We start from the raw sequence: 21,870 nt of genomic DNA on the forward strand, positions 1-21,870 counted from the left end.
CGTCCGGCCAGCGACCCGAGGGGGCGTCATGGAGATCAGACCGGCCCGGCCGGAGGAGGCCGCGCTGCTCACCGGCATCGCGCTGCGGTCCAAGGCGTACTGGGGCTACGACGAGGCGTTCATGGCCGCCTGCCGGGCGGAGCTGACGGTGGACGCCGGTGTGATCGAGCGGTCGGCCACGGCGGTGGCCGAGGACGGCGGGCGGGTCCTGGGCTTCGTCTCGCTCTCCGGGGCGCCGCCGACCGGGTCGCTGGACTTGCTCTTCATCGAGCCCGAGTCGATCGGCCGTGGCGTCGGCCGCGCGCTGTTCGAGCGGGCGAGGGGCCTGGCCGTGGCACTCGGCCTGTCTCGGCTCACCATCGAATCCGACCCGAACGCCGAGCCGTTCTACCTCGCGATGGGCGCCATCCGGATCGGCGCCGTCCCGTCCGGTTCGATCCCGGGGCGCGAACTCCCGCTGCTGGCCGTGGAGCTGGCCACGCCTTAGGCGGGGGCGGAGCGCTGCCGTCCGGCCCTGGGTCCGGTGATCGGAGGCGTCCCGCCGCCTTCTCGCGGCTGCGCAGCGTCCCCATGCCTACGGGGCGGTCCGCCGCGGCCGGGGCCGCTCAGTGGCCGCGCGGCAGTCCGCGGTGCTTGCACATGGCCGCTCCGGTGAGCAGGAGTCCGGCGGCGATGGGGACGAGGACGGCGGTCGCGGTGGCGGAGCCGTCTCCGGAGCCGGCCGCCGTGGCGGTGTCGGCGATGGCCGTCGTCTCGGGCGTGTTGCCATGGTCCGGCGCGGGGGTGGCGGTGGAGTCCGCCGTGCTGCCGGCTTCGGTGGTGGGTCCGCCCTCGTCGACGGCGGTGGCCGCCTCCTGGAGCAGGGGTTCCGTCGCGGCCTCGCGCTGCCGGGGGACGGCGGAGAGGGCGCCGCCGCGGTGCCGGGTGGCGGAGGGCGGGTCGGCGGGTTCGCCCTCGCGGGAGGCGCGGGGGCCGTCGGGCCGGGCCTGGGCGGGGACGGTGCCGAGCAGGCCGGAGGCGAGCGCGAAGGCGTCGGGGACGGCCGCCCGCTGGCCGGGCAGGGGTAGGCCGCCGGCCCGGATGCGTTCCTGGAGGGTGCCGCCGACGGCTCCGGCGACGCCGGTGATCCCGTCGGCGGGGCCGTTGCCGGTCGGCTCCCCGGCGGGCCCGGGGGAGCGGCCCGGTGGCCCGGACCCGACGGGACGTTCGGCTGACTGCCCGTCGAGGGCGGGTCCGTCGAGTACCGGCCGGTCGAGCACCGGCCGGTCGAGTGCCGGTGCGGCCTGCAGCGCGCGGCGGACGGTGGGCCGGGCCGGGGCCGGTACCGGGTCGGCGGTGGCCGCGTACGCCCCGGGGGCGCCGAATCCCCAGAGCTGTGCGAGCAGGGCCCCGGCGGCCGCGACGACCCGGGGGCGGGGCAGCCGCCGGGCGATCCCGCGGCGGGCGCCGGCGACGCCGCGCGGGGCGCCGCGGGGGACGGGTTCCTGGGGCTTGGTCGCGTGATTGGCTCGCACGTGAATCGAGAACGAGCGGCCGGGCGGTGAGGTCACGCCCGCCGTCACGGACAGTCATCGTACGGGTGGCCCCGGGCCTGTTCTCCCGGGGCCACCGACCGGGTGGCGGTCAGGAGTTGGGGCGCAGGGTCCAGGTGACCGTCATCACGCCGGTGACGGCGCCGTCGGCGCGGGTGATCTCGACGGTGACCGGGAACTCGGGGCGGCCGCCGGCGTCCAGCTCGGCGACGACCTCGGCGGCCGGGCGGCCGAGCAGCGCGGTGGCGGTGACCTCGCCCATGGCCAGCTTCTTGTACGCGATCTCGGCGTTCACGGCGAGCGGCACGGCCCGGGACAGCTGGTCGCCGAAGGCGGCGAGCACGATGCAGCCGCTGGCGGACTCGGCCAGCGTGAACATCGCGCCGGCGTGCGGGCCGCCGACGTGGTTGTGGTATGCGGGCTGGTCCGGGAGGCGGAGCACGGCGCGCTCCGGGGTGGTCTCCAGGTACTCCAGCTTGAGGGTGTGCGCCATCGGCACGGTGGAGTCGAGCATCTGGCCGATCGTGGGAGTGGTCATGGCGACGATGTTACTAGTCGGTAGCTTCTGAGGGCAGGGGTCGCCGCAAAGCCGATCCGGCGGGCGCGTGTGAGGGAGCGCACACGCGGACGAGGGGGCGCGTGCGCAGCTGAGGCCGTGTCCGGCTGAGGTGGTGTTCGACCGAGGCCGTGTTTGACCGAGGGAGGCGGAAACGCCTGAGGGGCCGATCTCTTGAAGAGATCGGCCCCTCAGGCTCTGGGGTGAGTGACGGGACTCGAACCCGCGGCCACCTGGACCACAACCAGGTGCTCTACCAACTGAGCTACACCCACCATCTGTCCGGCCCGTTCCCGCTCTCGCGTTCCCGTTCCGACAGGAAGAACTCTACAGGATCCGAGAGGGTGCTCGCGCCAGGGTTTCGCTCCGGCGAACGCGGGCACCTTCCCGGTCCCTCCGACAGGGGGCCCGCCGGGCGGCTCCGGGCGATTCCGGGGTGGGCCGCCCGGGGCGGGCCCGGGCTCAGCCCGCCGGGGCCTGGTACTTCCCGGCGATCGCCCGCGCGGTGTCGGCGTCCGGGCCGGGCTGCGGGACGAACACCGCCTCGCGGTAGTACCGCAGTTCGTCGATGCTCTCCCGGATGTCGGCGAGCGCCCGGTGGTTGCCGCCCTTCTGCGGGCTGTTGTAGTACGCCTTCGGGTACCAGCGGCGGGCCAGCTCCTTGATCGAGGAGACGTCCACGATCCGGTAGTGCAGGTGCTTCTCCAGGGCCGGCATGTCCCGGGCCAGGAAGCCGCGGTCGGTGGCCACCGAGTTGCCGCACAGCGGGGTCTTCCCGGCCTCCGGCACGTGCTCGCGCACGTAGGCGAGCACCCGCTCCTCGGCCTCGGCCAGGGTCACGCCCTGCTCCAGCTCCTCCAGCAGCCCGGAGGCGGTGTGCATCTCGCGCACCACCTCGGGCATGTTCGCCAGCGCCTCGGCCGGCGGCCGGATGATGACGTCCACGCCCTCGCCGAGGATGTTCAGCTCGGAGTCCGTCACCAGCACCGCGACCTCGACCAGGGCGTCCTGGTCGAGGTCGAGGCCGGTCATCTCACAGTCGATCCATACCAAACGGTCATTCACACAACTCACCCTACGGCGCGATCACGCGCCGCGGGGACCGGTGGAGCCGAGCGGGGTGCCTCGGTCTGGTGCTCCTCCGGTCCGTCGTGCGTGCCATGGCCGTCCGGGTGCTCGTCCTCCCGGCCGGTCAGGACCGTGTGGCCGTCCCGTCCGGTCCGGACCTCGCGCGCCGCCCGGGCGCCCTCGGGCGCGGGTCGGCCGGCCTGGCCGCGGACCTGCGGAGCCCGGGCCTGGCGGCCGCGGAGCTCGCCCGGGCCGGAGCCCGGCTGCCCGGCCGGGGCCGGCATCCGTCCGGTGGCCGCGCCGTGGCCGCGCCCGGCCGAACCGGGGTCGTCCGCGGGCCGCTCGGCCGCGCTCCGGTGCCCCTGGCCCTGACCGCGCACCCCCGGCTGGGGGAGGCCGTCCTCCGCCGCCGCGTGCTCGGCGGTGCGCGGCGGACGACCGGTCCCCGACCCGGCCTGCGGCGGAACCACCGGCGGCCGCAGCGGACCGCGCCCAGCCGCACCCTGCTGCCCGGGGTGCGACTGCTGCGAGGCCTGCTGGTGCGGGTACGGCTGACCGCCGCGGGCGTGGAAGGCCTGGCCGGTCGGCGTCCCGACCTGGCCCGGACCGAACCCGCCGGGCTGGCCGTGGCCGCCCGGCTGCCCGTGCTGACCGTGCGGCACCGGCTGCCCGTGCGAGCCGACCGGGAGCGGCGCGCCCGGACCGGCCGGGAACGGCTGCCCCGACGGCATGCCGTGGGCCCCGCCGAACAGCGCACCGCCCGCCGGGACGACCGCGCCCGCCGGGTGCGGGATCGCTCCGGACAGCCGCAGGTCGCCGAGCGCACCGGCCGGCGCGGTCGGCTGCTGACCGGGACGGCGGGCCCGGTAGCTGGTCCGGTACGCGGCCGGGGAGACCCCGAGCTGGCGGCGGAAGTGCCCGCGCAGCGCCACCGGCGAACGGAACCCGCACCGGCGCGCGACGTCGTCCACCGACAGTTCCGAGGTCTCCAGCAGCCGCTGCGCCTGGAGCACCCGCTGGGTGATCAGCCACTGCAACGGCGCGCTGCCGGTGAGCGTGCGGAACCGCCGGTCGAAGGTGCGCCGGCTCATGTACGCGCGAGCCGCCAGCACCTCGACGTCGAACTGCTGGTTGAGGTTCTCCAGCGCCCAGGTGACCACCTCGGCCAGCGGGTCGTTGCCGATCTCTTCAGGTAAAGACTGATCGATGTACTGGGCCTGTCCTCCGCCGCCGCGGCGGCTCGGCACCACCAGGCGGCGGGCCAGCGCGTTGGCCGCCTCGGCGCCGTGGTCGCTGCGCACCACGTGCAGGCACAGGTCGATGCCGGCGGCGGTGCCGGCCGAGGTGAGCACGTCGCCGTCGTCGACGAACAGCTCGCGCGGGTCGACGTGGACCCGCGGGTAGCGCTTGGCCAGCGTCGGCGCGTACATCCAGTGGGTGGTCGCCGGGCGGCCGTCGAGCAGGCCGGCGGCGGCCAGTACGAAGGCACCGGTGCAGAGCCCGATGATCCGGGCGCCCTCGTGGTGGGCCTTGCGCAGGGCGGTGATCGCCTCGACCGGCGGGGGCTGGGAGATCGAGCGCCAGGCCGGTACGACGATCGTGCCGGCCCGGGCGAGCGCCTCCAGGCCGTACGGCGCGGAGAGGGTCAGTCCGCCGGTGGTGGCCAGCGGGCCCTCCTCACCGGCGCAGACCAGCAGGCGGTAGCGGGGCACCCCGGCGTCCTGGCGGTCCACGCCGAAGACGGAGAGCGGGATGGAGCTCTCGAAGATCGGGGCGCCGCCGAAGATCAGCACCGCGACGGTCTCCCGGCGGCGCCGGCCGGACAGCTTGCGCGGGGCGGAGGCCGTCACCGGGGTCGGGGAGCCGTTCGCTCCGGGCCCGCCGTGGCCCAGCGGGCCGTGGCCGGAGCCGAGCGCGAGGCCGCCGAGCGGACCGCCGCCCGGCCCGGCGGCGACGGTGCCGCCGCCGTTCGGGCCCGGGGTGCCGCCGCCGTAGCCGGGGTGGCCGGAATGACCGGGGTGACCGAGCTGGCCGCCGTAGCCCGGGTGGCCGGAATGGCCGGGGTGGGCGGGATGTCCCGGGTGGCTGGAATGGCCCGGGTGCTCGCCGCCGTAGGTCTGGCCGGGACTGACGGGTCCTCGGCTGACGGGTTGTCCGCCGAAGGACTGTCCGCCGAAGGCCGGCTGGCCCCCGTAGGCGGGCTGTCCTCCGTAGGATGCCGCCGCGCCGTGGTCCGCCGTGGCCGGCGCCGCGCCGGGGCCGATGCCGGTGCCCGCCCCGGGGGAGGGCACCGCGGAGTACGAGGAGTGCGAGGCGGCGCCCGGGGTGCCGGAGGTGCGGGTGGTGGCGATCGCGGCGGTGCCAGTGCTTCTCGCGGACCGACCCGAGCTGCCGGCCGCCGCCTGGCCGCTGTCAGGACCCGCGTCGCTCCTGCTCACCCTGCTCAAGGCGCTCAAGCCCCCTCGGTGGTGTGGTGTGGGTGGTGCGGCACTGCTGGCCAAGATCGAAATCTATCGGGTGGACCATTGCCGTTGTGACAAGTTCACCATCCGACGCTATGTCGACATGGCAATTTGGCGTGATGCATTCGATCACGAAGCGTGGCACCCGTCGACCTTTCTGGGAAGAGGGCCGGGGCAACGGTGGCTGGTTGTCGCGGGACGGTTCCTGGGGCGTCCGGCTCCGGTGCGCCCGGCCGGCTGGTCTGGGCTGCGGATTTGCCCAAGCGGGAGGGATCGGCGCGAAATTGACCGAAAATCGGCGGTGCACGAGGGGGCGCACGGGGAGAAGTCGTGCGCCTCCCAGGCTTCATCCGGCCAAGCCTGGGACGGCGGAACCGGGAACCGGAGCACCGGGTTACGGTCCTGCCGTGAACACCAACAGCCGGCTCGAACGGGCCAACGACAACGCCGCCGCCTTCTGGCTCGCCCAAGCCCGCGTCCACGGCTGGCAGTCCCGCACCCGCCCGGGGCTGACCGCGGTCCGGTGCGCCCGGACCCCGGACGACGCGCACCGCATCGTGGTGACCCGCCCCTACGACGAACCGGCCGCCGTGGAGCAGGAGTTGGCGGAGCTGATGGCCGATTGGTCGACCATACGCTGCACCGTGGAGGACCCGTACGACGGGCTCGACCTCACCGGCCTCGGCGCCACCCGGATGCCGCTCATGCCGGTGATGGTCCGCGACCCAGGGCCGGTCGAGGGCACGACCACCGACCTGCCCGTGGTCTCGGAGGCGCACGGGGGCGGCGTCCTGACGGTCGATGAGGCGCGGGACGGCGACAGCTTCGCCCTGGTCGAGCGGACGATCGTGGAGGGCTTCCCGCTGCCCGCCCGACAGCCCTGGGTCCGGGGCGAGGCCCTCCCGGAGCGACTGCTGGACGTACCCGGCTGGCGGGGCTGGCTCGGCCGTGTCGACGGCGCGGTGGCGGGCACCTGCCTCACCTATGACGACGGCCAGGCAACCGGCGTGTACTGGGTCGCCACCCTGCCCGAGCAGCGCGGCCGGGGCGCGGCCAGCGCCGTCCTCCGGACCGCGCTGGCCCACGCGCACCCGGACCGCCCGGCCACCCTGGTCGCCACCGCGCTCGGCGAACCGCTCTACCGCAAGCTCGGGTTCGTCGAGCAGGCCCGCACCTGCTGGTGGACCCGTACAGCGGTGGCGGCGACGGCGTAGCCGGGGCGGCGGGTGGAGTCGGTGGAGCGGGCGAACGGCTGACGGCGGCGCGGGGGCGGGCAGGGGCGGCGGGGGAGCGGGGGAGCGGGGAAGCGGAGGGGACTCGGGCGGGGTGTGGCCGAGGCGTTACGGGGCGGCCGCGGACGACGCCGCAGACGAGGCCGCAGGGGGCACGGCGGCAAAGGCGGTCCGGGCGGGGACGGCGCCGTCGGGCCCGCTGCCGAGGGGCTTCGGACGGACGGCTCCGGCCGTGGCGTTGGCCGCGGCGCCGGCCGCGGCCGGTGCGGGGCGGAGGCCGTCCGCGGCCGGACCCGGTCTGCTCCCCACCCTGGTCCCGGAGCCCGGGCCGGTCTCCGGACGGGCCTCGGCGATCAGGGCAAACCCGCCGGATCGGTTTCGGACACCCGGCCCACCTGCGGCGGTGGCCTGGCCGGCGGTCCCGGCGGTCGCGGGAACGGATGCACTCGGGCCGTCCACGGCGGCCACCACGGGATGTGCGCCGGACCGTGCGCCGACCAGCGCCGTCGCGTGAACCGGTGCTCCCGCCGCGGCCTTCCGGAGCGGCCCGCCGGAGCGGACGTCCGGCCGCGGCGAGGGCGCGTTCCGCGCGGCGAGGACCTGGCCGACGGCCTCCGGCAGACCGGCCGCCTTCAGCGTCGGCCGGTAGCCGCTCTCCGCCCACGGCCGGCCGTGGTGCAGCCAGACGCTCCGCAGTCCGGTGAGTTCGGCACCGGCGATGTCGGCGGGCGCGTGGTCCCCGATCATCCAGGTGTGCTCGGCCCAGTCCCCGGTGGGGGCGATGCCGCACCGCTGGGCCGCCATCTCGAAGATCAGCGGGTCCGGTTTGACGCAGTCGGCCTCCTCGGAGATGACCCAGCCGTCGACCAGGGGGCCGAGCCCGGTCCGCCGGATCTTCTCCAACTGCGGCCGGGTGCCGCCGTTGCTGACGATCCCCAGCGTCCACCCGGCGGCCCGGGCGACCCGGAGCGCCTCGATGTGCCGGGGCGGGCAGTGGATGTGGGAGTTGATGCCGCGTCGGTAGTGAGCGGTCAGGAAGTCGGCGGAGACGTCCAGCCCGTAGCGCCGCCGGACCGCCGACAGTACGGTGCTGCGCGGTACGTAGCCGCCGCCGTCGAGGGTGACGAACCAGTCGAGGTCGACCGGCGGGAGGTCGTGCTCGGACAGGAAGTCCTGCGCCCAGGCCCGGTAGGCGGCGTCCCGGGGCAGCAGGGTGTTGTCGAGGTCGAACAGGAGCAGGGACATGCCGAGCATGGTGCCAGCGGCCGCGCCTATGCATATGGCAAATGCCAGACGGCGTCGCGAAGCCGTACGCGTTGGCTGAAACGGCCTCCGCACCCCCGTGGCGGGCGGTGAGGCACGGGTTCACCGGGACTGTCGGGGCAGGTCGGACGTCACGGTTCGCGACGCGCCGCAACGGATCGTCGCCGATCCATGACAGTCCGGTCACGGTGTCCCGTGGGGCTGTTGCGCCGCCCGGTCCGCTCAGTCAAGCTCCAGGGAACCTCCTTTCCGGAGGGGGCGCGATCGCCTGTGGGCGGGGCGCACAGCCTCGGCGGGCGCATCCCCCTTTCGCGGGAACAACGTCGCTCCGGGGCTTCCTCGCTGGGCGGGGCCCCAAGCCCGTCGTACTCTGAAAGGAACAGGTCACATACGGTGCTGCGCGGCGCAGACCGACGTCATCCCGTGGGCGGGCCTGCTGCCCGGGCAGCGTTGTCCTCCTCTCCTGTCGGCCCCTCTCCATCGAAGAGCCGTGAGCCATGGCTGGTTTTGAGCCTCCCCGACCGGTTGAACCGGACACGTCCCGCAGCGTGGACCCGGCCCGCGGGCCTGCCGCCGATCGTTCCGACGGCCGCGCCGAGCTGTGCGCCGACCAGCGCGGCGAGGACGGCCGTGACCACCACAGTGACCGCCTCGGCGACGACCACGACGATCACAACGACCAGGACGGCAGCCACGGTAGTTACGGCAGCCACGGCGACGAACGCGACCGTGGCCATGGCGGCGAACGCGACGGAGGCCGCGGGGACGGCAGCGCGGGCGGGTCTGTCGACGGGCCTGCCGACACTGCCGGCGAACGAGCCGACGCGCGCGCCGAGGCCTCGGGCCGCATCCCGGGCGTGCGGACGGGCCACGAGCGGGTCGACGACGGCGGCGTCGCCGACGACGCGGAAGGGTTCGAGGCGGCCGGAGCGGCTCGCGCGGCCCGGCCGGCGGCCGACGTGCCACAGCCCGCGGAGCCAGGGGAGCCCGGCCCCGGGCGCGACGGCCCGCTGGGCTTCGCACGCGCTCTGCGCGGCCTCGCCCGCCGGAGCGGCCTCGCCCGCCGTGACCGCCCGGGGCCCCGCCAGCGGCGTGGCGAGCCTCCGGCCGACCCCGCCGGGGTTCCGGTGACAGGCCGCCTGGGCCCGGGGGCCGAGTACCCGGAGGCGGCTTCCGGCGCGGCCGGCCCGCTGGGCGGGCCCACCGAGCCGTCCGGGCAGGACACCCCGGCGCCGTCCCTCGACCCGGTGTTCCAGCACGGTGTGGTGGTCGGCTTCGACGGCTCGCTGTCGAGCGAGCGCGCCCTCGCCTACGCCGTCGGCATGGCGCGCCGCTCGCAGTGCGGCCTGGTGATCGTGCACGTCGCCAACCGCCTGCCCGCCACGGTCTGGGCGGGCTGCGAGCCGCCCGTCTTCGTCGACCTCCCCGACCACCGGACCGAGGTCCTCGGCCTGGAGCTCGCCTGCGCGGACTTCCTCACCGGGGTGCCGTGGATCCTGGTCGAGCGCGGAGGGGACATCTGCCACGAGATCGAGGAGGTCGGCCGTGAGTACGCCGCCGACGCGATCGTCGTCGGCACGACGCACGGCCTTCTCGGCAAGATCTTCGGCTCGGTCTCCGGACGGCTGGCGCGGCGGGCCAACCGCCCGGTGATCGTGATCCCCTGAGGCCCTGTTCCGGCGGCTTCTCCCGAAGCCGCCGCGACACCTCCTCCTACGCCTCCTCCTGCTGTTTTCTCCTGACGCCTTCCCCTGACGCCTCCTTCGCCGTTGCGCTCCCCAACTCTCTTTGCGGAGCGCTGTGTTGACCGGTGTGCCGGCCCGGTGGGCGTGGCTAAGGAGGCGACCGTCAGGATGCGGTCGTCACGAACCGACGCCGAGCTCCCGGGCGATGAGCATGCGCTGGACCTCAGACGTGCCCTCCCCGATTTCCAGGATCTTGCAGTCGCGCCAGAAGCGGGCGACCGGGAATTCGTTCATGAAGCCGTACCCGCCGTGGATCTGGGTCGCCTCGCGGGCGTTGTCGACGGCGGCCTCGGACGAGTACAGCTTCGCGATCGCGGCCTCCTTCTTGAACGGTTCGCCGTGCAGCAGCCGGGAAGCGGCGTCCCGCCAGGCCAGGCGGGAGGTGTGGGCGCGCAGCTCCATGTCGGCAAGCTTGAACTGGATGGCCTGGTTGGCGCCGATCGGCCGGCCGAAGGCCCGGCGCTCGCCGGAGTACTTCACGGACTCGTCGACGCAGCCCTGGGCCAGGCCGGTGGCCAGGGCCGCGATCGCGATGCGGCCCTCGTCGAGGATCCGCAGGAACTGGGCGTAGCCTCGGCCACGCTCGCCCAGCAGGTTGGCCGCGGGAACGCGGCAGTCGGTAAAGGACAGTTCGCGGGTGTCGGATGCGTTCCACCCGACCTTCGAGTACTTCTTCGAGACCTGGAAGCCGGGGGTCCCGGTGGGCACGATGATGGAGGAGATCTCCCGTGCAGGCGAGCGGAATTCGCCCTCTTCACTCGAACGAGCGATCGGTTCGGTGAGCGCGGTGACGGTGACCAGGCCGGTGATGTCGGTGCCGGAGTTGGTGATGAAGCACTTGGTCCCGTTGATGACCCACTCGTCGGTGGCCTCGTCGTACCGCGCCGTGGTCCGGGTGGCCCCCGCGTCCGACCCGCCCTCCGGCTCGGTGAGGCCGAAGGCGCCGAGGAGTTCGCCCGAGGTCAGCCGGGGCAGCCACTCGCGCTTCTGCTCCTCGGTGCCGAACCGGTAGATCGGCATCGCGCCGAGCGAGACGGCGGCCTCCAGGGTGATCGCCACCGAGGAGTCCACGCGGGCGAGTTCCTCCAGGGCGAGGCCGAGGGCGAAGTAGTCGCCGCCCATGCCGCCGTACTCCTCCGGGAAGGGCAGGCCGAAGAGGCCCATCCGCCCCATCTCCCGGACGATCTCGTACGGGAACTCCTCCCGCTCGTAGAACTCGCCGATCTTCGGCGCCACCACGTCCTGGGCGAATTCGGCGACGGTGCGCCGCAGTTCCTCGTACTCGCTGCTGAGCCTGTGGTCGAGCATGGTGATCCTCCTGGCGCCCGGCCGGGTCGGCCGCGGACGTGAGCGGGGTGACCGGCGTCCGTCGGACGGTGTGACGGTCGCACGGTGCGATTGAGGGATGGACTGTCGATCGGTGCGGGTGGTGCGGGGCGCCGGCCGGATGGTGCGGGCGGCCGGCGCCGGGGACGGGAGCGGGCGGTCAGCCCCCGGCGGAGCCGAGCAGGGCCTGGACGGTGCGGGACGGGCTCGGGCGGCCGAGGCGCCCGGCCATCCACCCGCTGGTCGCGACGAGGGAGCGCAGGTCGACGCCGGTCCGGATGCCGAGCCCGTGCAGCATCCAGACCAGGTCCTCGGTGGCCAGGTTGCCGGTGGCGCTCTTCGCGTACGGGCAGCCGCCCAGGCCGCCCGCCGAGGCGTCCACCGTGGTGACGCCCTCGCGCAGGGCCGCCAGGGTGTTGCTGAGCGCCTGGCCGTAGGTGTCGTGGAAGTGCACGGCGAGCCGGTCGACCGGGACGCCGGCCCGCGCGAAACCCGCCAGCAGGGCGGTGACCTGGCCCGGGGTGGCGACCCCGATGGTGTCGCCGAGGCTCAGCTCCGCGCAGCCCAGCTCCAGCAACCGCACGCCGTACCGGACCACCTGGTCGACCGGGACGGGGCCCTCCCACGGGTCGCCGAAGCACATCGAGAGGTAGCCGCGGACCGCGACCCCGGCCTCGGTGGCCCGGCCCACGACCGGGCGGAACATCGCCATGGCCTCGTCCGCAGAGCGGTTGAGGTTGCGGCGGGCGAAGGTCTCGGTGGCGCTGGCGAACACCGCGATGTCGGCGGCGTGGTGGGCGAGCGCGCGGTCCAGGCCGCGCTCGTTGGGCACCAGCACCGGCAGCCGCAGGCCGGGGTGGAGCTCCGGCAGACCGGCGAGCCGGGGGACCAGCTCCTCGGCGTCGGCCAGCTGCGGTACCCATTTCGGGTGAACGAAGCTGGTGGCCTCGACGGTGCGCAGCCCGGCGGCCGCGAGCCGGGCGATGAACTCGGCCTTGACCTCGACCGGCACCAGGGACTTCTCGTTCTGCAGGCCGTCGCGCGGCCCGACCTCGTGGATCCGGACCTCCTCGGGCAGGCCGGGGGCGCGGACCGGATCGGGCAGGCCCAGGTCGAGGGCGTCGGGCTCGCGGGCGGGGGCGGGGGTGGTCACGACCGCACCTCCGCGGGCCCGGCGGGGACGGTGGCGGCGGCCGGCCCGGCCGGGGTGCCCTCGGCCGACGCGTCCTCGACCGGGGTGACCACGACCAGCAGGTCCTCCATCGCGACGGTGGCGCCGGCGGTGGCCCGCAGCTCGGCCACCACGCCGTCGTGCGGTGCGGCGATCACGTGTTCCATCTTCATGGCCTCCAGCACGAGCAGGGGCTGTCCCTTGCGGACCGTCTCGCCCGCCGTGGTCTTGACGACGGTGACGGTGCCGGGCATCGGGGCGGTCAGGGCGCCGTGGTGCGCACCGGCCCCGGTGGCGCTCTCGACGACCGGGTCGTAGGCGTGCAGCGGCCAGGCGTCGCCCTCGACGCCGAGCCAGGTCGCCGGTCCGGCGGCGGGGCCGGGGGTGGCGTCGGTGGCCAGCGAGAACGTGGTCCGGAGGCCGTCGACGGTCAGGTGCAGCCGGTCGCCGGCCAGGCTCGCGCGGGCGCGGTGCGCGGGGCCCCCGTCGATCCGGAGCTCCAGCTCGCGGACGGGCCCGGCGGAATTGTCAGTGGCATCGGCTACGTTGCCCGCAGTGATCGGACGGATGCTCACCGCCACCGGGTCCTGGCCGGGGGTGCGGAGTCGGTGGGTGGTCCAGGCAGGGGTGCCGCCCAGGCGCCAGCCGGAGGGAAGGGAGAACGGGTCGGTCCAGCCACCGGGATCGGCGGGCGGAGTGAGTTCCAGGTGCCGTGCCAGCGCGGCCGCGTAGTAGAGGAGGTGAGCGGGCGACGGCGGTTCGGCCGCCGAGGCCGCGTCGGGGTCGGCCGCGTCCGGGTCGGTCGCGTTCGTGGGGGAGTACGGCGAGGTGAGCAGGGCCGGCTGCTCCTGGGCCGTCCGCTCCACGAGGCCGGTGTCCAGCCGGCCGGCGGCGACCTCGGGGTGGGCGAGCAGTCGGCGCAGGAAGCCGGTGTTGGTGGTGACACCCAGGATGCGGGTGTCGGCCAGCGCCGCGCGGAGCCGGCGCAGCGCGGTCGGGCGGTCGGGCCCGTACGCGATGACCTTGGCGAGCATGGGGTCGTAGGCGCTGGTGACGACGGTTCCGGGGGCGACCCCGGAGTCGACGCGGATGCCCTCGCCCCGGGGCTCGTCCAGGGTGAGGATGCGGCCGCCGGTGGGCAGGAAGTCCCGTTCCGGGTCCTCGGCGCAGATGCGGGCCTCGATGGCGTGGCCCAGGAAGGAGATGTCGGACTGGGCGAAGGAGAGCGCTTCGCCGGCGGCGACGCGCACCTGCCACTCGACCAGGTCGAGCCGGGCCGCGTCCGCGCCGACGGCCACGGCGAGCTCGGTGACGGGGTGTTCCACCTGGAGGCGGGTGTTCATCTCCATGAAGAAGAAGTCCCGCACCCCCTCGGCGGCGGAGGCGGGGGCGTCCGGGTCGATGCCGGGAACGATGAACTCCACGGTGCCGGCACCGGTGTAGCCGCAGGACTCCGCGGCGCGGACGGCCGCGGCGCCCATCGCGGCACGGGTCTCGGCATTGAGGAGAACGGAGGGAGCCTCTTCGATCAGCTTCTGGTGGCGGCGCTGCAGGCTGCACTCGCGCTCGCCGAGGTGGACGGTGGTGCCGTGGGCGTCGGCGAGCACCTGCACCTCGATGTGGCGTGGCCGGTCGACCCAGCGCTCCAGCAGCAGGGTGTCGTCGCCGAAGGCGGTGCGGGCGACGCGGCGGGCGGCGGCGATCTCGGTGGGCAGGTCGGCGCGGTCCCGCACGAGGCGCATGCCCTTGCCGCCACCGCCGGCGGACGGCTTGAGCAGCACCGGGTAGCCGATCTCGTCGGCGGCGGCGACGAGGTCCTCGTCGGTGGGCGCGGTGGCCTGGCTGCCGGGGACCACCGGGACGCCGGCGGCCCGGACGGCCTCCTTGGCGTTGATCTTGTCGCCCATCAGCTCGACCGCACCGGGAGGTGGTCCGATGAAGACGAGGCCCGCGTCGGCGCAGGCGCGGGCGAAGCCGGCGTTCTCGGCGAGGAAGCCGTAGCCGGGGTGGACGGCCTGGGCGCCGGTGCGGCGGGCGGCGGCCAGGATCTGGTCGGTCCGCAGGTACGTCTCGGTCGCCGAGCTGTCGCTGCGGTCGGCCGGGCCGAGCCGGACCGCGACGTCGGCCTCGCGGACGTGCGGCGCGTCGGCGTCCGCGTCGCTGAACACGGCGACCGAACGGACGCCGAGCCGTCGCAGGGTGCGGATCACCCGCAGGGCGATCTCGCCGCGGTTGGCGACCAGAACTGTGTCGAACATGGGAGGCGTTCCTCCGGGTCGAGGGGAGCCGTACGAAGGAGGTGGCGGTCGGGCGCCGGCCCGGGTGGGCCGGCGCCGCAGGGAGTCACACCCGGAAGGGAGGATTCACGGACGCGGGGGTGACACGAGGAGGCGTCACATGCGGAAGACGCCGTACGGAGCGGGCGGCGCCAGCGGGGCGTTGGCGCAGGCGGTGAGGGCGAGACCGACGACGGTGCGGGTGTCCATCGGGTCGATCACGCCGTCGTCCCAGAGCCGGGCGGTGGCGTAGTAGGCGTTGCCCTGGCGCTCGTACTGCTCGCGGACGGGGCGCTTGAACTCCTCCTCCGCCTCGGTCGGCCACTGCTCGCCGTGCGCCTCCAACTGGTCGCGGCGGACGGTGGCGAGGACGGAGGCCGCCTGCTCGCCGCCCATCACGGAGATCTTGGCGCCCGGCCACATCCACAGGAAGCGGGGTGAGTAGGCCCGGCCGCACATCGAGTAGTTGCCGGCTCCGTACGATCCGCCGATCACCACGGTCAGCTTCGGGACGCGGGTGCAGGCGACGGCGTTGACCATCTTGGCGCCGTGCTTGGCGATGCCGCCCGCCTCGTACTGCCGGCCGACCATGAACCCGGTGATGTTCTGGAGGAAGAGGAGGGGGATGCCGCGCTGGTCGCACAACTCGATGAAGTGGGCGCCCTTGAGGGCGGACTCGGCGAACAGCACGCCGTTGTTGGCGACGATACCGACCGGGTGGCCGTGGATCCGGGCGAAGCCGGTGACCAGGGTGGCGCCGTACTCGGCCTTGAACTCGGCGAACCGGCTGCCGTCCACCAGGCGGGCGATCACCTCGCGCACGTCGTAGGGCGTGCGCGGGTCGACCGGCACGGCGCCGTACAGGCCGGCCGGGTCGACGGCCGGCGGCTCGACCGGGGTGAGCGGCCACGGCCTGGCCTCGCGCGGGCCGAGCCCGGCCACGATCGTGCGGACGATGGAGAGGGCGTGGGTGTCGTCCTCGGCCAGGTGGTCCGTCACGCCCGAGGTGCGGGAGTGCAGCTCGCCGCCGCCCAGCTCCTCGGCGGTGACCACCTCGCCGGTGGCGGCCTTCACCAGCGGCGGACCGCCCAGGAAGATCGTGCCCTGGTTGCGGACGATCACGGCCTGGTCGCTCATCGCCGGGACGTACGCGCCGCCGGCCGTGCACGAGCCGAGCACGGCGGCGATCTGCGGGATGCCCGCGGCGGAGAGTTTGGCCTGGTTGTAGAAGATCCGGCCGAAGTGGTCGCGGTCCGGGAAGACCTCGTCCTGCATCGGGAGGAAGGCGCCGCCGGAGTCCACCAGGTAGACGCAGGGCAGCCGGTTCTCCAGCGCGACCTCCTGGGCGCGCAGGTGCTTCTTCACCGTCATCGGGTAGTAGGTGCCGCCCTTGACGGTGGCGTCGTTGGCGACCACCACCACCTCGCGCCCGGCGACCCGGCCGATGCCGGCGATCACTCCGGCCGCGGGGGCCGCGCCGTCGTACATCCCGTCGGCGGCCAGCGGGGCCAGCTCCAGGAAGGGGGAGGCCGGGTCGAGCAGGGTGTCCACGCGGTCGCGGGGCAGCAGCTTGCCGCGTGAGGTGTGCCGGGCGCGGGCCTTGGCGCCGCCGCCCAGGGCGGCCGCGTCGAGCTTCGCGCGCAGCTCGGCGACCAGGGCGCGGTGCGCCTCGGTGTTGGCGCGGTACGCCTCGGAGCCCGGGTCGGCGGAGCTGCCGAGCCGGGGTGCCGGTGCGGCTGCCGCGGCCGGGGCGGCGCCGGGCGCCGCCGCCGTGCCGGTCGCTGCGACGAGCCGGACGCCGGTGGGTGTGCCGGCGGTTGAGTTGACCATTCCCAAGAGCTCCCTTGCCCTCGGACCAGGTGGGCAGCCGGGTGCGGTCCGCCCGTGATCGCCACGTTAATTAACGTTAACTTACGCGCCCAGGTTAACGGCCGATAACCCGACTGTCTACGATGGACGGCATGCCCAACGTCCCCGCCGCCTCCGCGCTCCCCCGCCGTGACCAGATCCGCAGGGAGGCCGCGAGGCTGTTCGCCGCCCGGGGCTTCCTCGGCGTGGGCGTGGACGAGATCGGCAAGGCCGTCGGCATCAGCGGCCCCGCGCTCTACCGCCACTTCGCCGGCAAGGACGCGATGCTCGCGGACCTGCTGATCGGCATCAGCGAGCGCCTGCTGGACGAGGGGCGCCGCCGCGCGGGCGGCGGCGCGGGCCCGGCCGCCACGCTGGACGCGCTGATCAGCGGCCACGTCGACTTCGCGCTGGGCGACCGGGACCTGATCACCCTGCACGACCGCGAGCTGCTGAACCTCAAGGAGGAGGACCGGCGCACCGTCCGCCGGCTCCAGCGCGGCTACGTCGAACTGTGGGTGGACGTGGTCCGGCAGGCCTACCCGCCGTTGGCCGAACCCGCCGCCGAGCCGGTGGCCCGGGCCGCCGTGCACGCCGTCTTCGGCCTGATCAACTCGACCCCGCACAGCCTCGGCCCGAACCCCGACCAGGGCGAGCGCGCCGCCCTCCAGCGCGACGGCATGGCCGCCCTGCTCCACGCCCTCGCCCACGGCGCGTTCGCAGCGGCCGCGGGCTCGGCCGGCGGCCCCGGCGGCCCTGTCGTCCCCGGCGCCGCTGTCGCTCCCGTCGGCGGTCCGGCGGCCGCGGAGGCCTGAGCCCGCATCCCCGGCCTCGGCCCCGGCTCTGCTCCCGGCTTCGGCTCCGGCCCAGGTTCCGCCCTCGGCTCCGTTCCCGGCTTCGTTTTCGACGAAGAGCGGCCCGGCGGAGAATGGTCGGGAGCGAAGGTCTGCCGGTGAACGTCCCTATCGGTAGCCCGCCCGGAGCCCGCCCGCAGCCGGCCGTTGGCCCGTCCGGAGGCCTAGTCCCAAAGGACGGCGCCCGTCCGCCCGTGGCCGCTGGGTGTCGCGAGGGTCGTCGGCGACTCTGGAAATGGCCCGGGCGGAGTGGGCCATGCGAGTGTTCGGCCGGGAATCACCGCAGGCCATCGACTGTTGGCGAGTCCGCCGGACCGGATGATCCGGGCTGTCAGGGCCCGTTCCGAACCCGCCCGGGGCGGAAAACGCCGTGGCGACCACCCGACGAAATGGTTAGCATCCCTAAATATGCCTGAGACTCACGGATCCACGGTGGAGCAATCCCCGAGCGGCCCCCCGGCCCCCGGCACGACCCCGGAGGCCCCCGTCGACAGCCCGCAGGCCGCCGTCGGGAACACCGGGCCGGCCGCCGAAGACGCCGAGCCCGCCCCCGACAACGTCCGGCCCGCCGCCAAGAGCGCCGAGGCTTCTGAGCCCGCCCCCGAGAGCGCCGCCGAGTCGACCGGCTGGCTCAGCCGCCTGGTCGGCTACAGCTGGCGGTCCCGCCGCAGCCTGCTCTTCGCCTTCGGAGCCTCGCTCCTCGGCATGGCCGTCACCGCACTGGTGCCGCTGGTCACCAAGCTGATCATCGACGACGTCATCGTCGCCCGCACCCGTTCGCTGGCCCCCTGGGCGGTGGTGCTGCTGCTCGCGGCCCTCGTGGTCTTCGGCTGCACCCAGGTCCGCCGCTACTACGGCGGCCAGCTCGCGGTGGACGTCCAGCACGAGATGCGCAGCGACCTGTTCCGCTCGCTCGGACGGCTGGACGGCCACCGCCAGGACCGGCTGGACACCGGGCAGGTGGTGGGGCGCGCGACCTCCGACCTCCAACTGGTCAACGGCCTGCTCTCGATGCTGCCGATGATGACCGGCTACCTGCTGATGTTCGTCATGTCGCTGGTCGTGATGGTCTGGCTGTCCCCGCCGCTCACTCTGATCACCGTGGTCATGGCCCCCGCGCTGTGGTGGGTCTCGGCGTTCAGCCGCAAGCGCCTCTTCCCCGCCACCTGGGCCGCCCAGCAGGAGGCGGCGGCCGTCGCGGGCGTGGTGGACGGCGCGATCGGCGGCGTCCGCGTCGTCAAGGGCTTCGGCCAGGAGGCCCAGGAGCTCGACAAGCTGGAGACGGCCTCCCGCAACCTCTTCGCGGCCCGGCTCCGGTCGATCCGGCTCAACGCCCGCTACAACCCGGCGATGCAGGCGATCCCGGCGCTCGCCCAGGTCGGCGTCCTGGCCTTCGGCGGCTGGCTGGCCGTCGACGGCAGGGTCACCCTCGGGACCTTCGTCGCCTTCTCCACGTACGTCGCCCAGATGACCGGCCCGGTGCGGATGCTGACCATGGTCATCACCGTCGGCCAGCAGGCCCGGGCCGGGGTGGAGCGCGTCCTGCAGCTGATCGACGAGCGCCCGCTGGTCCAGGAGCGCCCGGACGCCCGCACTCTGGACCTCGCGCACGGCGAGAGCCCGCAGAGCGCGCCGCAGAGCACTCCGGGAGGAGCGCTCGTCGGCCCGCGGACCCCCGACATCGCCCTGGAGTTCGACCGGGTCGAGTTCCGCTACGACCCCGAGCACCCCGCCCCCGTCCTGCACGGCCTCAGCCTGAAGCTGGCCCCCGGCGAGACCCTCGCCCTGGTCGGCGCCTCCGGCTCCGGCAAGTCGACGGTGGCCCAGCTGGTGCCCCGCTTCTACGACCCGGCCGCCGGCACCGTCCGCCTGTACGGCCACGACCTGCGCGACCTCACCCTGGACTCGGTCCGCGCCACGGTCGGCATCGTCCCCGAGGAAAGCTTCCTCTTCTCCGAGACGGTCCGCACCAACATCGCCTACGGCCGCCCGGACGCGACGGACGAGCAGGTGGTCGCCGCCGCCCGCGCCGCCCAGGCCGACGAGTTCGTCCGCGCGCTGCCGGACGGCTACGACACCAAGGTCGGCGAGCAGGGCTTGACGCTCTCCGGCGGCCAGCGCCAGCGCATCGCGCTGGCCCGGGCGATCCTCACCGACCCCCGGATCCTGCTGCTGGACGACGCCACCTCGGCGGTCGACCCGCAGATCGAGGCGGAGATCCACGACGCGCTGCGCTCGGTGATGACCGGCCGCACCACGCTGCTGATCGCCCACCGCCGCTCGACCCTCCAACTCGCCGACCGGATCGCCGTGCTGGAGCGCGGCCGGCTGCTGGACCTCGGAACGCACGAGGAACTCGAAGCCCGATGTCCCCAGTACCGGGCCCTGATCACCGATCCCGAGGCCGGTCACGCCGACCGGCAGTCCGCCCTCGAAGCAGCGTCCGACGAGCCGGCGTCCGCAGAGGCACCCGGAACCCCCGCAACCGGCGCAACCCCCGGAGCCAGCGCAACCCCTGGAGCCGGCGCAACCCCCGGAACCCCGGCGACCCCGGCCACCCCCGCCCTCCCCACCCCCGCCCTGGCCAAGGCCGCCCGCACCGCCGACCCCGACCTGCTGGACAAGGTCGCGGCCCTCCCGCCCGCCTCCGACGTCCCGGCCGTCCCCCGCGCCGAGGCCGAGGCCGGTGACCCCGACTTCAGCCTGAGCCGCCTGCTGCGCCCCTTCCGCACCCCGCTGCTCATCGCCCTCCTGCTGGTCGCCCTGGACGCGGCGGCCGGGCTGGTGCTGCCGGTGCTGATCCGGCACGGCATCGACGAAGGCGTCCGCAAGGGCCTGATGTCCGGCGTCGCGGTGGCCTCGCTCGCCGCTCTCGTCGTGGTCCTGTTGGACTGGGTGGTGCAGAGCGCCGAGAACCGGGTCAGCGGCCGTACCGGCGAGCGGGTCCTCTACACGCTCCGACTCAAGATCTTCGCCCACCTCAACCGGCTCGGCCTGGACTACTACGAGCGCGAGCTGACCGGCCGGATCATGACCCGGATGACCACCGACCTGGACTCGCTGACCTCCTTCCTCCAGACCGGCATGGTCACCGCCGTGGTCAGCCTGCTGACCTTCGCCGGGATCTTCGCCGCCCTGCTGATCATCGACGCCGGCCTGGCCCTGGTGGTCTTCGCGGTCCTGCCGCTGCTGGTGATCGCCACCCTGGTGTTCCGCAAGAAGTCCAAGGACCAGTACGAGCGCTCCCGCGACCTGATCAGCACCGTCAACGCCGACCTCCAGGAGAACGTGGCCGGCATGCGGATCGTCCAGGCCTTCCGCCGCCTGGACACCAACACCGACCGCTTCGTGGCCCGCGGCATCGCCTACCGCGAGGCCCGGGTCCGGGCCCAGCTCTACATCTCGCTGTACTTCCCGTTCGTCCAGTTCCTCTCCAGCGTGGCCGCCGCGCTGGTGCTGATCGTCGGCGCTGCCCGGGTCGACGCCGGGACGCTGACGGTCGGTGCGCTGGTCGCGTACCTGCTCTACATCGACCTGTTCTTCGCGCCGGTCAACCAGCTGTCCCAGGTGTTCGACGGGTACCAGCAGGCCTCGGTGGGCCTCGGCCGCATCCGCGAGCTGCTGCGCACCCCGACCGCCACCGCGGAGGCGGCAGACCCGGTCCCGGTGGCCGGGGGCCTGCGCGGCGAGATCTCCTTCGAGGGGGTCGGCTTCGCCTACAACGGCGGCGCGGACGGCGCCCCGACCGTGCTGAGCGGCGTGGACCTGCACATCCCGGCCGGACAGACGGTGGCGCTGGTCGGCGAGACCGGCGCCGGCAAGTCGACGCTGGTGAAGCTGGTCGCCCGGTTCTACGACGCGACGGAGGGCACCGTCCGGGTGGACGGGGTCGACCTCACCCGCTACGACCTGGCGCAGTACCGCCACCGCCTGGGCGTGGTGCCGCAGGAGGCGTACCTCTTCGCGGGCACGGTCCGCGAGGCGATCGCCTACGGCCGGCCGGGCGCCTCGGCGGCCGAGGTGGAGGCGGCGGCCCGGGCGGTCGGCGCGCACGACATGATCGTCCGGCTCTCGGACGGCTACGACCACGAGGTGGCCGGCCGCGGGCGCAACCTCTCGGCGGGCCAGCGCCAGCTGATCGCGCTGGCCCGGGCCGAGCTGGTCGACCCGGACATCCTGCTGCTCGACGAGGCCACGGCGGCGCTCGACCTGGCCACCGAGGCGGCCGTCAACCAGGCCGCGGACCGGCTCAGCGGCGGCCGGACCACCCTGGTCATCGCCCACCGCCTGACCACCGCCGAGCGCGCCGACCGGGTGGTCGTGCTGGACCACGGCCGGGTGGTCGAGGACGGCACGCACACCGAACTGCTCGCCCGGGGCGGCACCTACAGCCGGCTCTGGCAGGCGTTCATCGCCGACGGCCACCCGGCGGCCGAGGCCGTCGCCGCCGGATAGGGCGGCCCCGCACCCGGAGGCCCGCACGCGTGGCCCCGAACCCGGAGCCCGAACACTCCGAGCCGCCTGACGGTCCCCCCGC

The 21,870-nt window shown here is 74.5% G+C and carries 14 protein-coding genes, 1 tRNA gene and 1 pseudogene; 5 read left to right on the plus strand and 11 right to left on the minus strand.

Annotated features, from left to right (window positions below; genetic code table 11):
- Positions 1 to 28 precede the first annotated feature (28 nt).
- Positions 29 to 487, plus strand: coding sequence for a GNAT family N-acetyltransferase (locus ACLWS4_RS32255; protein ID WP_416875989.1), 459 nt, complete (start codon positions 29 to 31; stop codon positions 485 to 487).
- A gap of 118 nt (positions 488 to 605) precedes the next feature.
- On the opposite strand, the gene ACLWS4_RS32260 is transcribed toward ACLWS4_RS32255, so the two are convergent.
- The 5 genes and pseudogenes from ACLWS4_RS32260 to ACLWS4_RS32280 form a co-directional block, all read right to left on the minus strand.
- A complete protein-coding gene (locus ACLWS4_RS32260) occupies positions 606 to 1,514 on the minus strand; it encodes a hypothetical protein (protein ID WP_416875990.1) in 909 nt (302 codons plus the stop codon).
- 109 nt (positions 1,515 to 1,623) lie between these two features.
- Positions 1,624 to 2,070, minus strand: coding sequence for a DUF4442 domain-containing protein (locus ACLWS4_RS32265; RefSeq protein ID WP_049660764.1), 447 nt, complete (start codon positions 2,068 to 2,070; stop codon positions 1,624 to 1,626).
- A 217-nt stretch (positions 2,071 to 2,287) separates the two neighbouring features.
- Positions 2,288 to 2,363 (minus strand) — tRNA-His (locus ACLWS4_RS32270).
- A 187-nt stretch (positions 2,364 to 2,550) separates the two neighbouring features.
- A complete protein-coding gene (gene orn / locus ACLWS4_RS32275) occupies positions 2,551 to 3,153 on the minus strand; it encodes an oligoribonuclease (protein ID WP_049660762.1) in 603 nt (200 codons plus the stop codon).
- An 847-nt stretch (positions 3,154 to 4,000) separates the two neighbouring features.
- Positions 4,001 to 5,006: pseudogene (locus ACLWS4_RS32280) on the minus strand (helix-turn-helix domain-containing protein); the annotation flags it as partial.
- 1,019 nt (positions 5,007 to 6,025) lie between these two features.
- Here ACLWS4_RS32280 and ACLWS4_RS32285 point away from each other — a divergent pair.
- Complete coding sequence (locus ACLWS4_RS32285; RefSeq protein WP_416875991.1) at positions 6,026 to 6,832, plus strand: GNAT family N-acetyltransferase; 807 nt, start codon at positions 6,026 to 6,028, stop codon at positions 6,830 to 6,832.
- Positions 6,833 to 6,958: 126 nt separating this feature from the next.
- On the opposite strand, the gene ACLWS4_RS32290 is transcribed toward ACLWS4_RS32285, so the two are convergent.
- Both ACLWS4_RS32290 and ACLWS4_RS32295 read right to left on the minus strand, forming a co-directional pair.
- Positions 6,959 to 8,095 (minus strand): HAD family hydrolase, encoded by a 1,137-nt coding sequence (locus tag ACLWS4_RS32290; protein ID WP_416875992.1) that lies wholly within the window; start codon positions 8,093 to 8,095, stop codon positions 6,959 to 6,961.
- 434 nt (positions 8,096 to 8,529) lie between these two features.
- Complete coding sequence (locus tag ACLWS4_RS32295; RefSeq protein ID WP_416875993.1) at positions 8,530 to 8,850, minus strand: hypothetical protein; 321 nt, start codon at positions 8,848 to 8,850, stop codon at positions 8,530 to 8,532.
- A 453-nt stretch (positions 8,851 to 9,303) separates the two neighbouring features.
- On the opposite strand from ACLWS4_RS32295, the gene ACLWS4_RS32300 reads away from it, so the two are divergent.
- A complete protein-coding gene (locus tag ACLWS4_RS32300) occupies positions 9,304 to 9,780 on the plus strand; it encodes a universal stress protein (protein ID WP_049653914.1) in 477 nt (158 codons plus the stop codon).
- A gap of 195 nt (positions 9,781 to 9,975) precedes the next feature.
- Here the strand turns inward: ACLWS4_RS32300 and ACLWS4_RS32305 are convergent, their stop codons facing one another.
- From ACLWS4_RS32305 to ACLWS4_RS32320, 4 genes are all read right to left on the minus strand, one after another.
- Positions 9,976 to 11,166 carry an acyl-CoA dehydrogenase family protein gene (locus ACLWS4_RS32305; protein WP_049653907.1) on the minus strand — a complete coding sequence of 397 codons (1,191 nt, stop codon included), beginning with the start codon at positions 11,164 to 11,166 and terminating at the stop codon, positions 9,976 to 9,978.
- 178 nt (positions 11,167 to 11,344) lie between these two features.
- Positions 11,345 to 12,337 carry a hydroxymethylglutaryl-CoA lyase gene (locus ACLWS4_RS32310; RefSeq protein WP_416875994.1) on the minus strand — a complete coding sequence of 331 codons (993 nt, stop codon included), beginning with the start codon at positions 12,335 to 12,337 and terminating at the stop codon, positions 11,345 to 11,347.
- A complete protein-coding gene (locus ACLWS4_RS32315; protein WP_416875995.1) occupies positions 12,334 to 14,613 on the minus strand; it encodes a biotin carboxylase N-terminal domain-containing protein in 2,280 nt (759 codons plus the stop codon). The genes ACLWS4_RS32310 and ACLWS4_RS32315 overlap by 4 nt, the downstream gene beginning before the upstream one ends.
- 135 nt (positions 14,614 to 14,748) lie before the next feature.
- Positions 14,749 to 16,461: a carboxyl transferase domain-containing protein gene (locus ACLWS4_RS32320; protein ID WP_387827563.1), complete on the minus strand. Its 1,713-nt coding sequence runs from the start codon at positions 16,459 to 16,461 to the stop codon at positions 14,749 to 14,751.
- 131 nt (positions 16,462 to 16,592) lie between these two features.
- Between ACLWS4_RS32320 and ACLWS4_RS32325 the strand changes: the two genes are divergently transcribed.
- On the plus strand, positions 16,593 to 17,294 hold the full coding sequence (locus ACLWS4_RS32325) for a TetR/AcrR family transcriptional regulator (RefSeq protein ID WP_416875996.1): 702 nt from the start codon (positions 16,593 to 16,595) through the stop codon (positions 17,292 to 17,294).
- 447 nt (positions 17,295 to 17,741) lie between these two features.
- Positions 17,742 to 21,788 (plus strand): ABC transporter transmembrane domain-containing protein, encoded by a 4,047-nt coding sequence (locus tag ACLWS4_RS32330; RefSeq protein ID WP_416875997.1) that lies wholly within the window; start codon positions 17,742 to 17,744, stop codon positions 21,786 to 21,788.
- The last annotated feature ends 82 nt before the right edge of the window (positions 21,789 to 21,870 follow it).

Origin of the sequence: Kitasatospora sp. SC0581, from assembly GCF_048159585.1 — a bacterium.
Taxonomy (GTDB): domain Bacteria; phylum Actinomycetota; class Actinomycetes; order Streptomycetales; family Streptomycetaceae; genus Kitasatospora.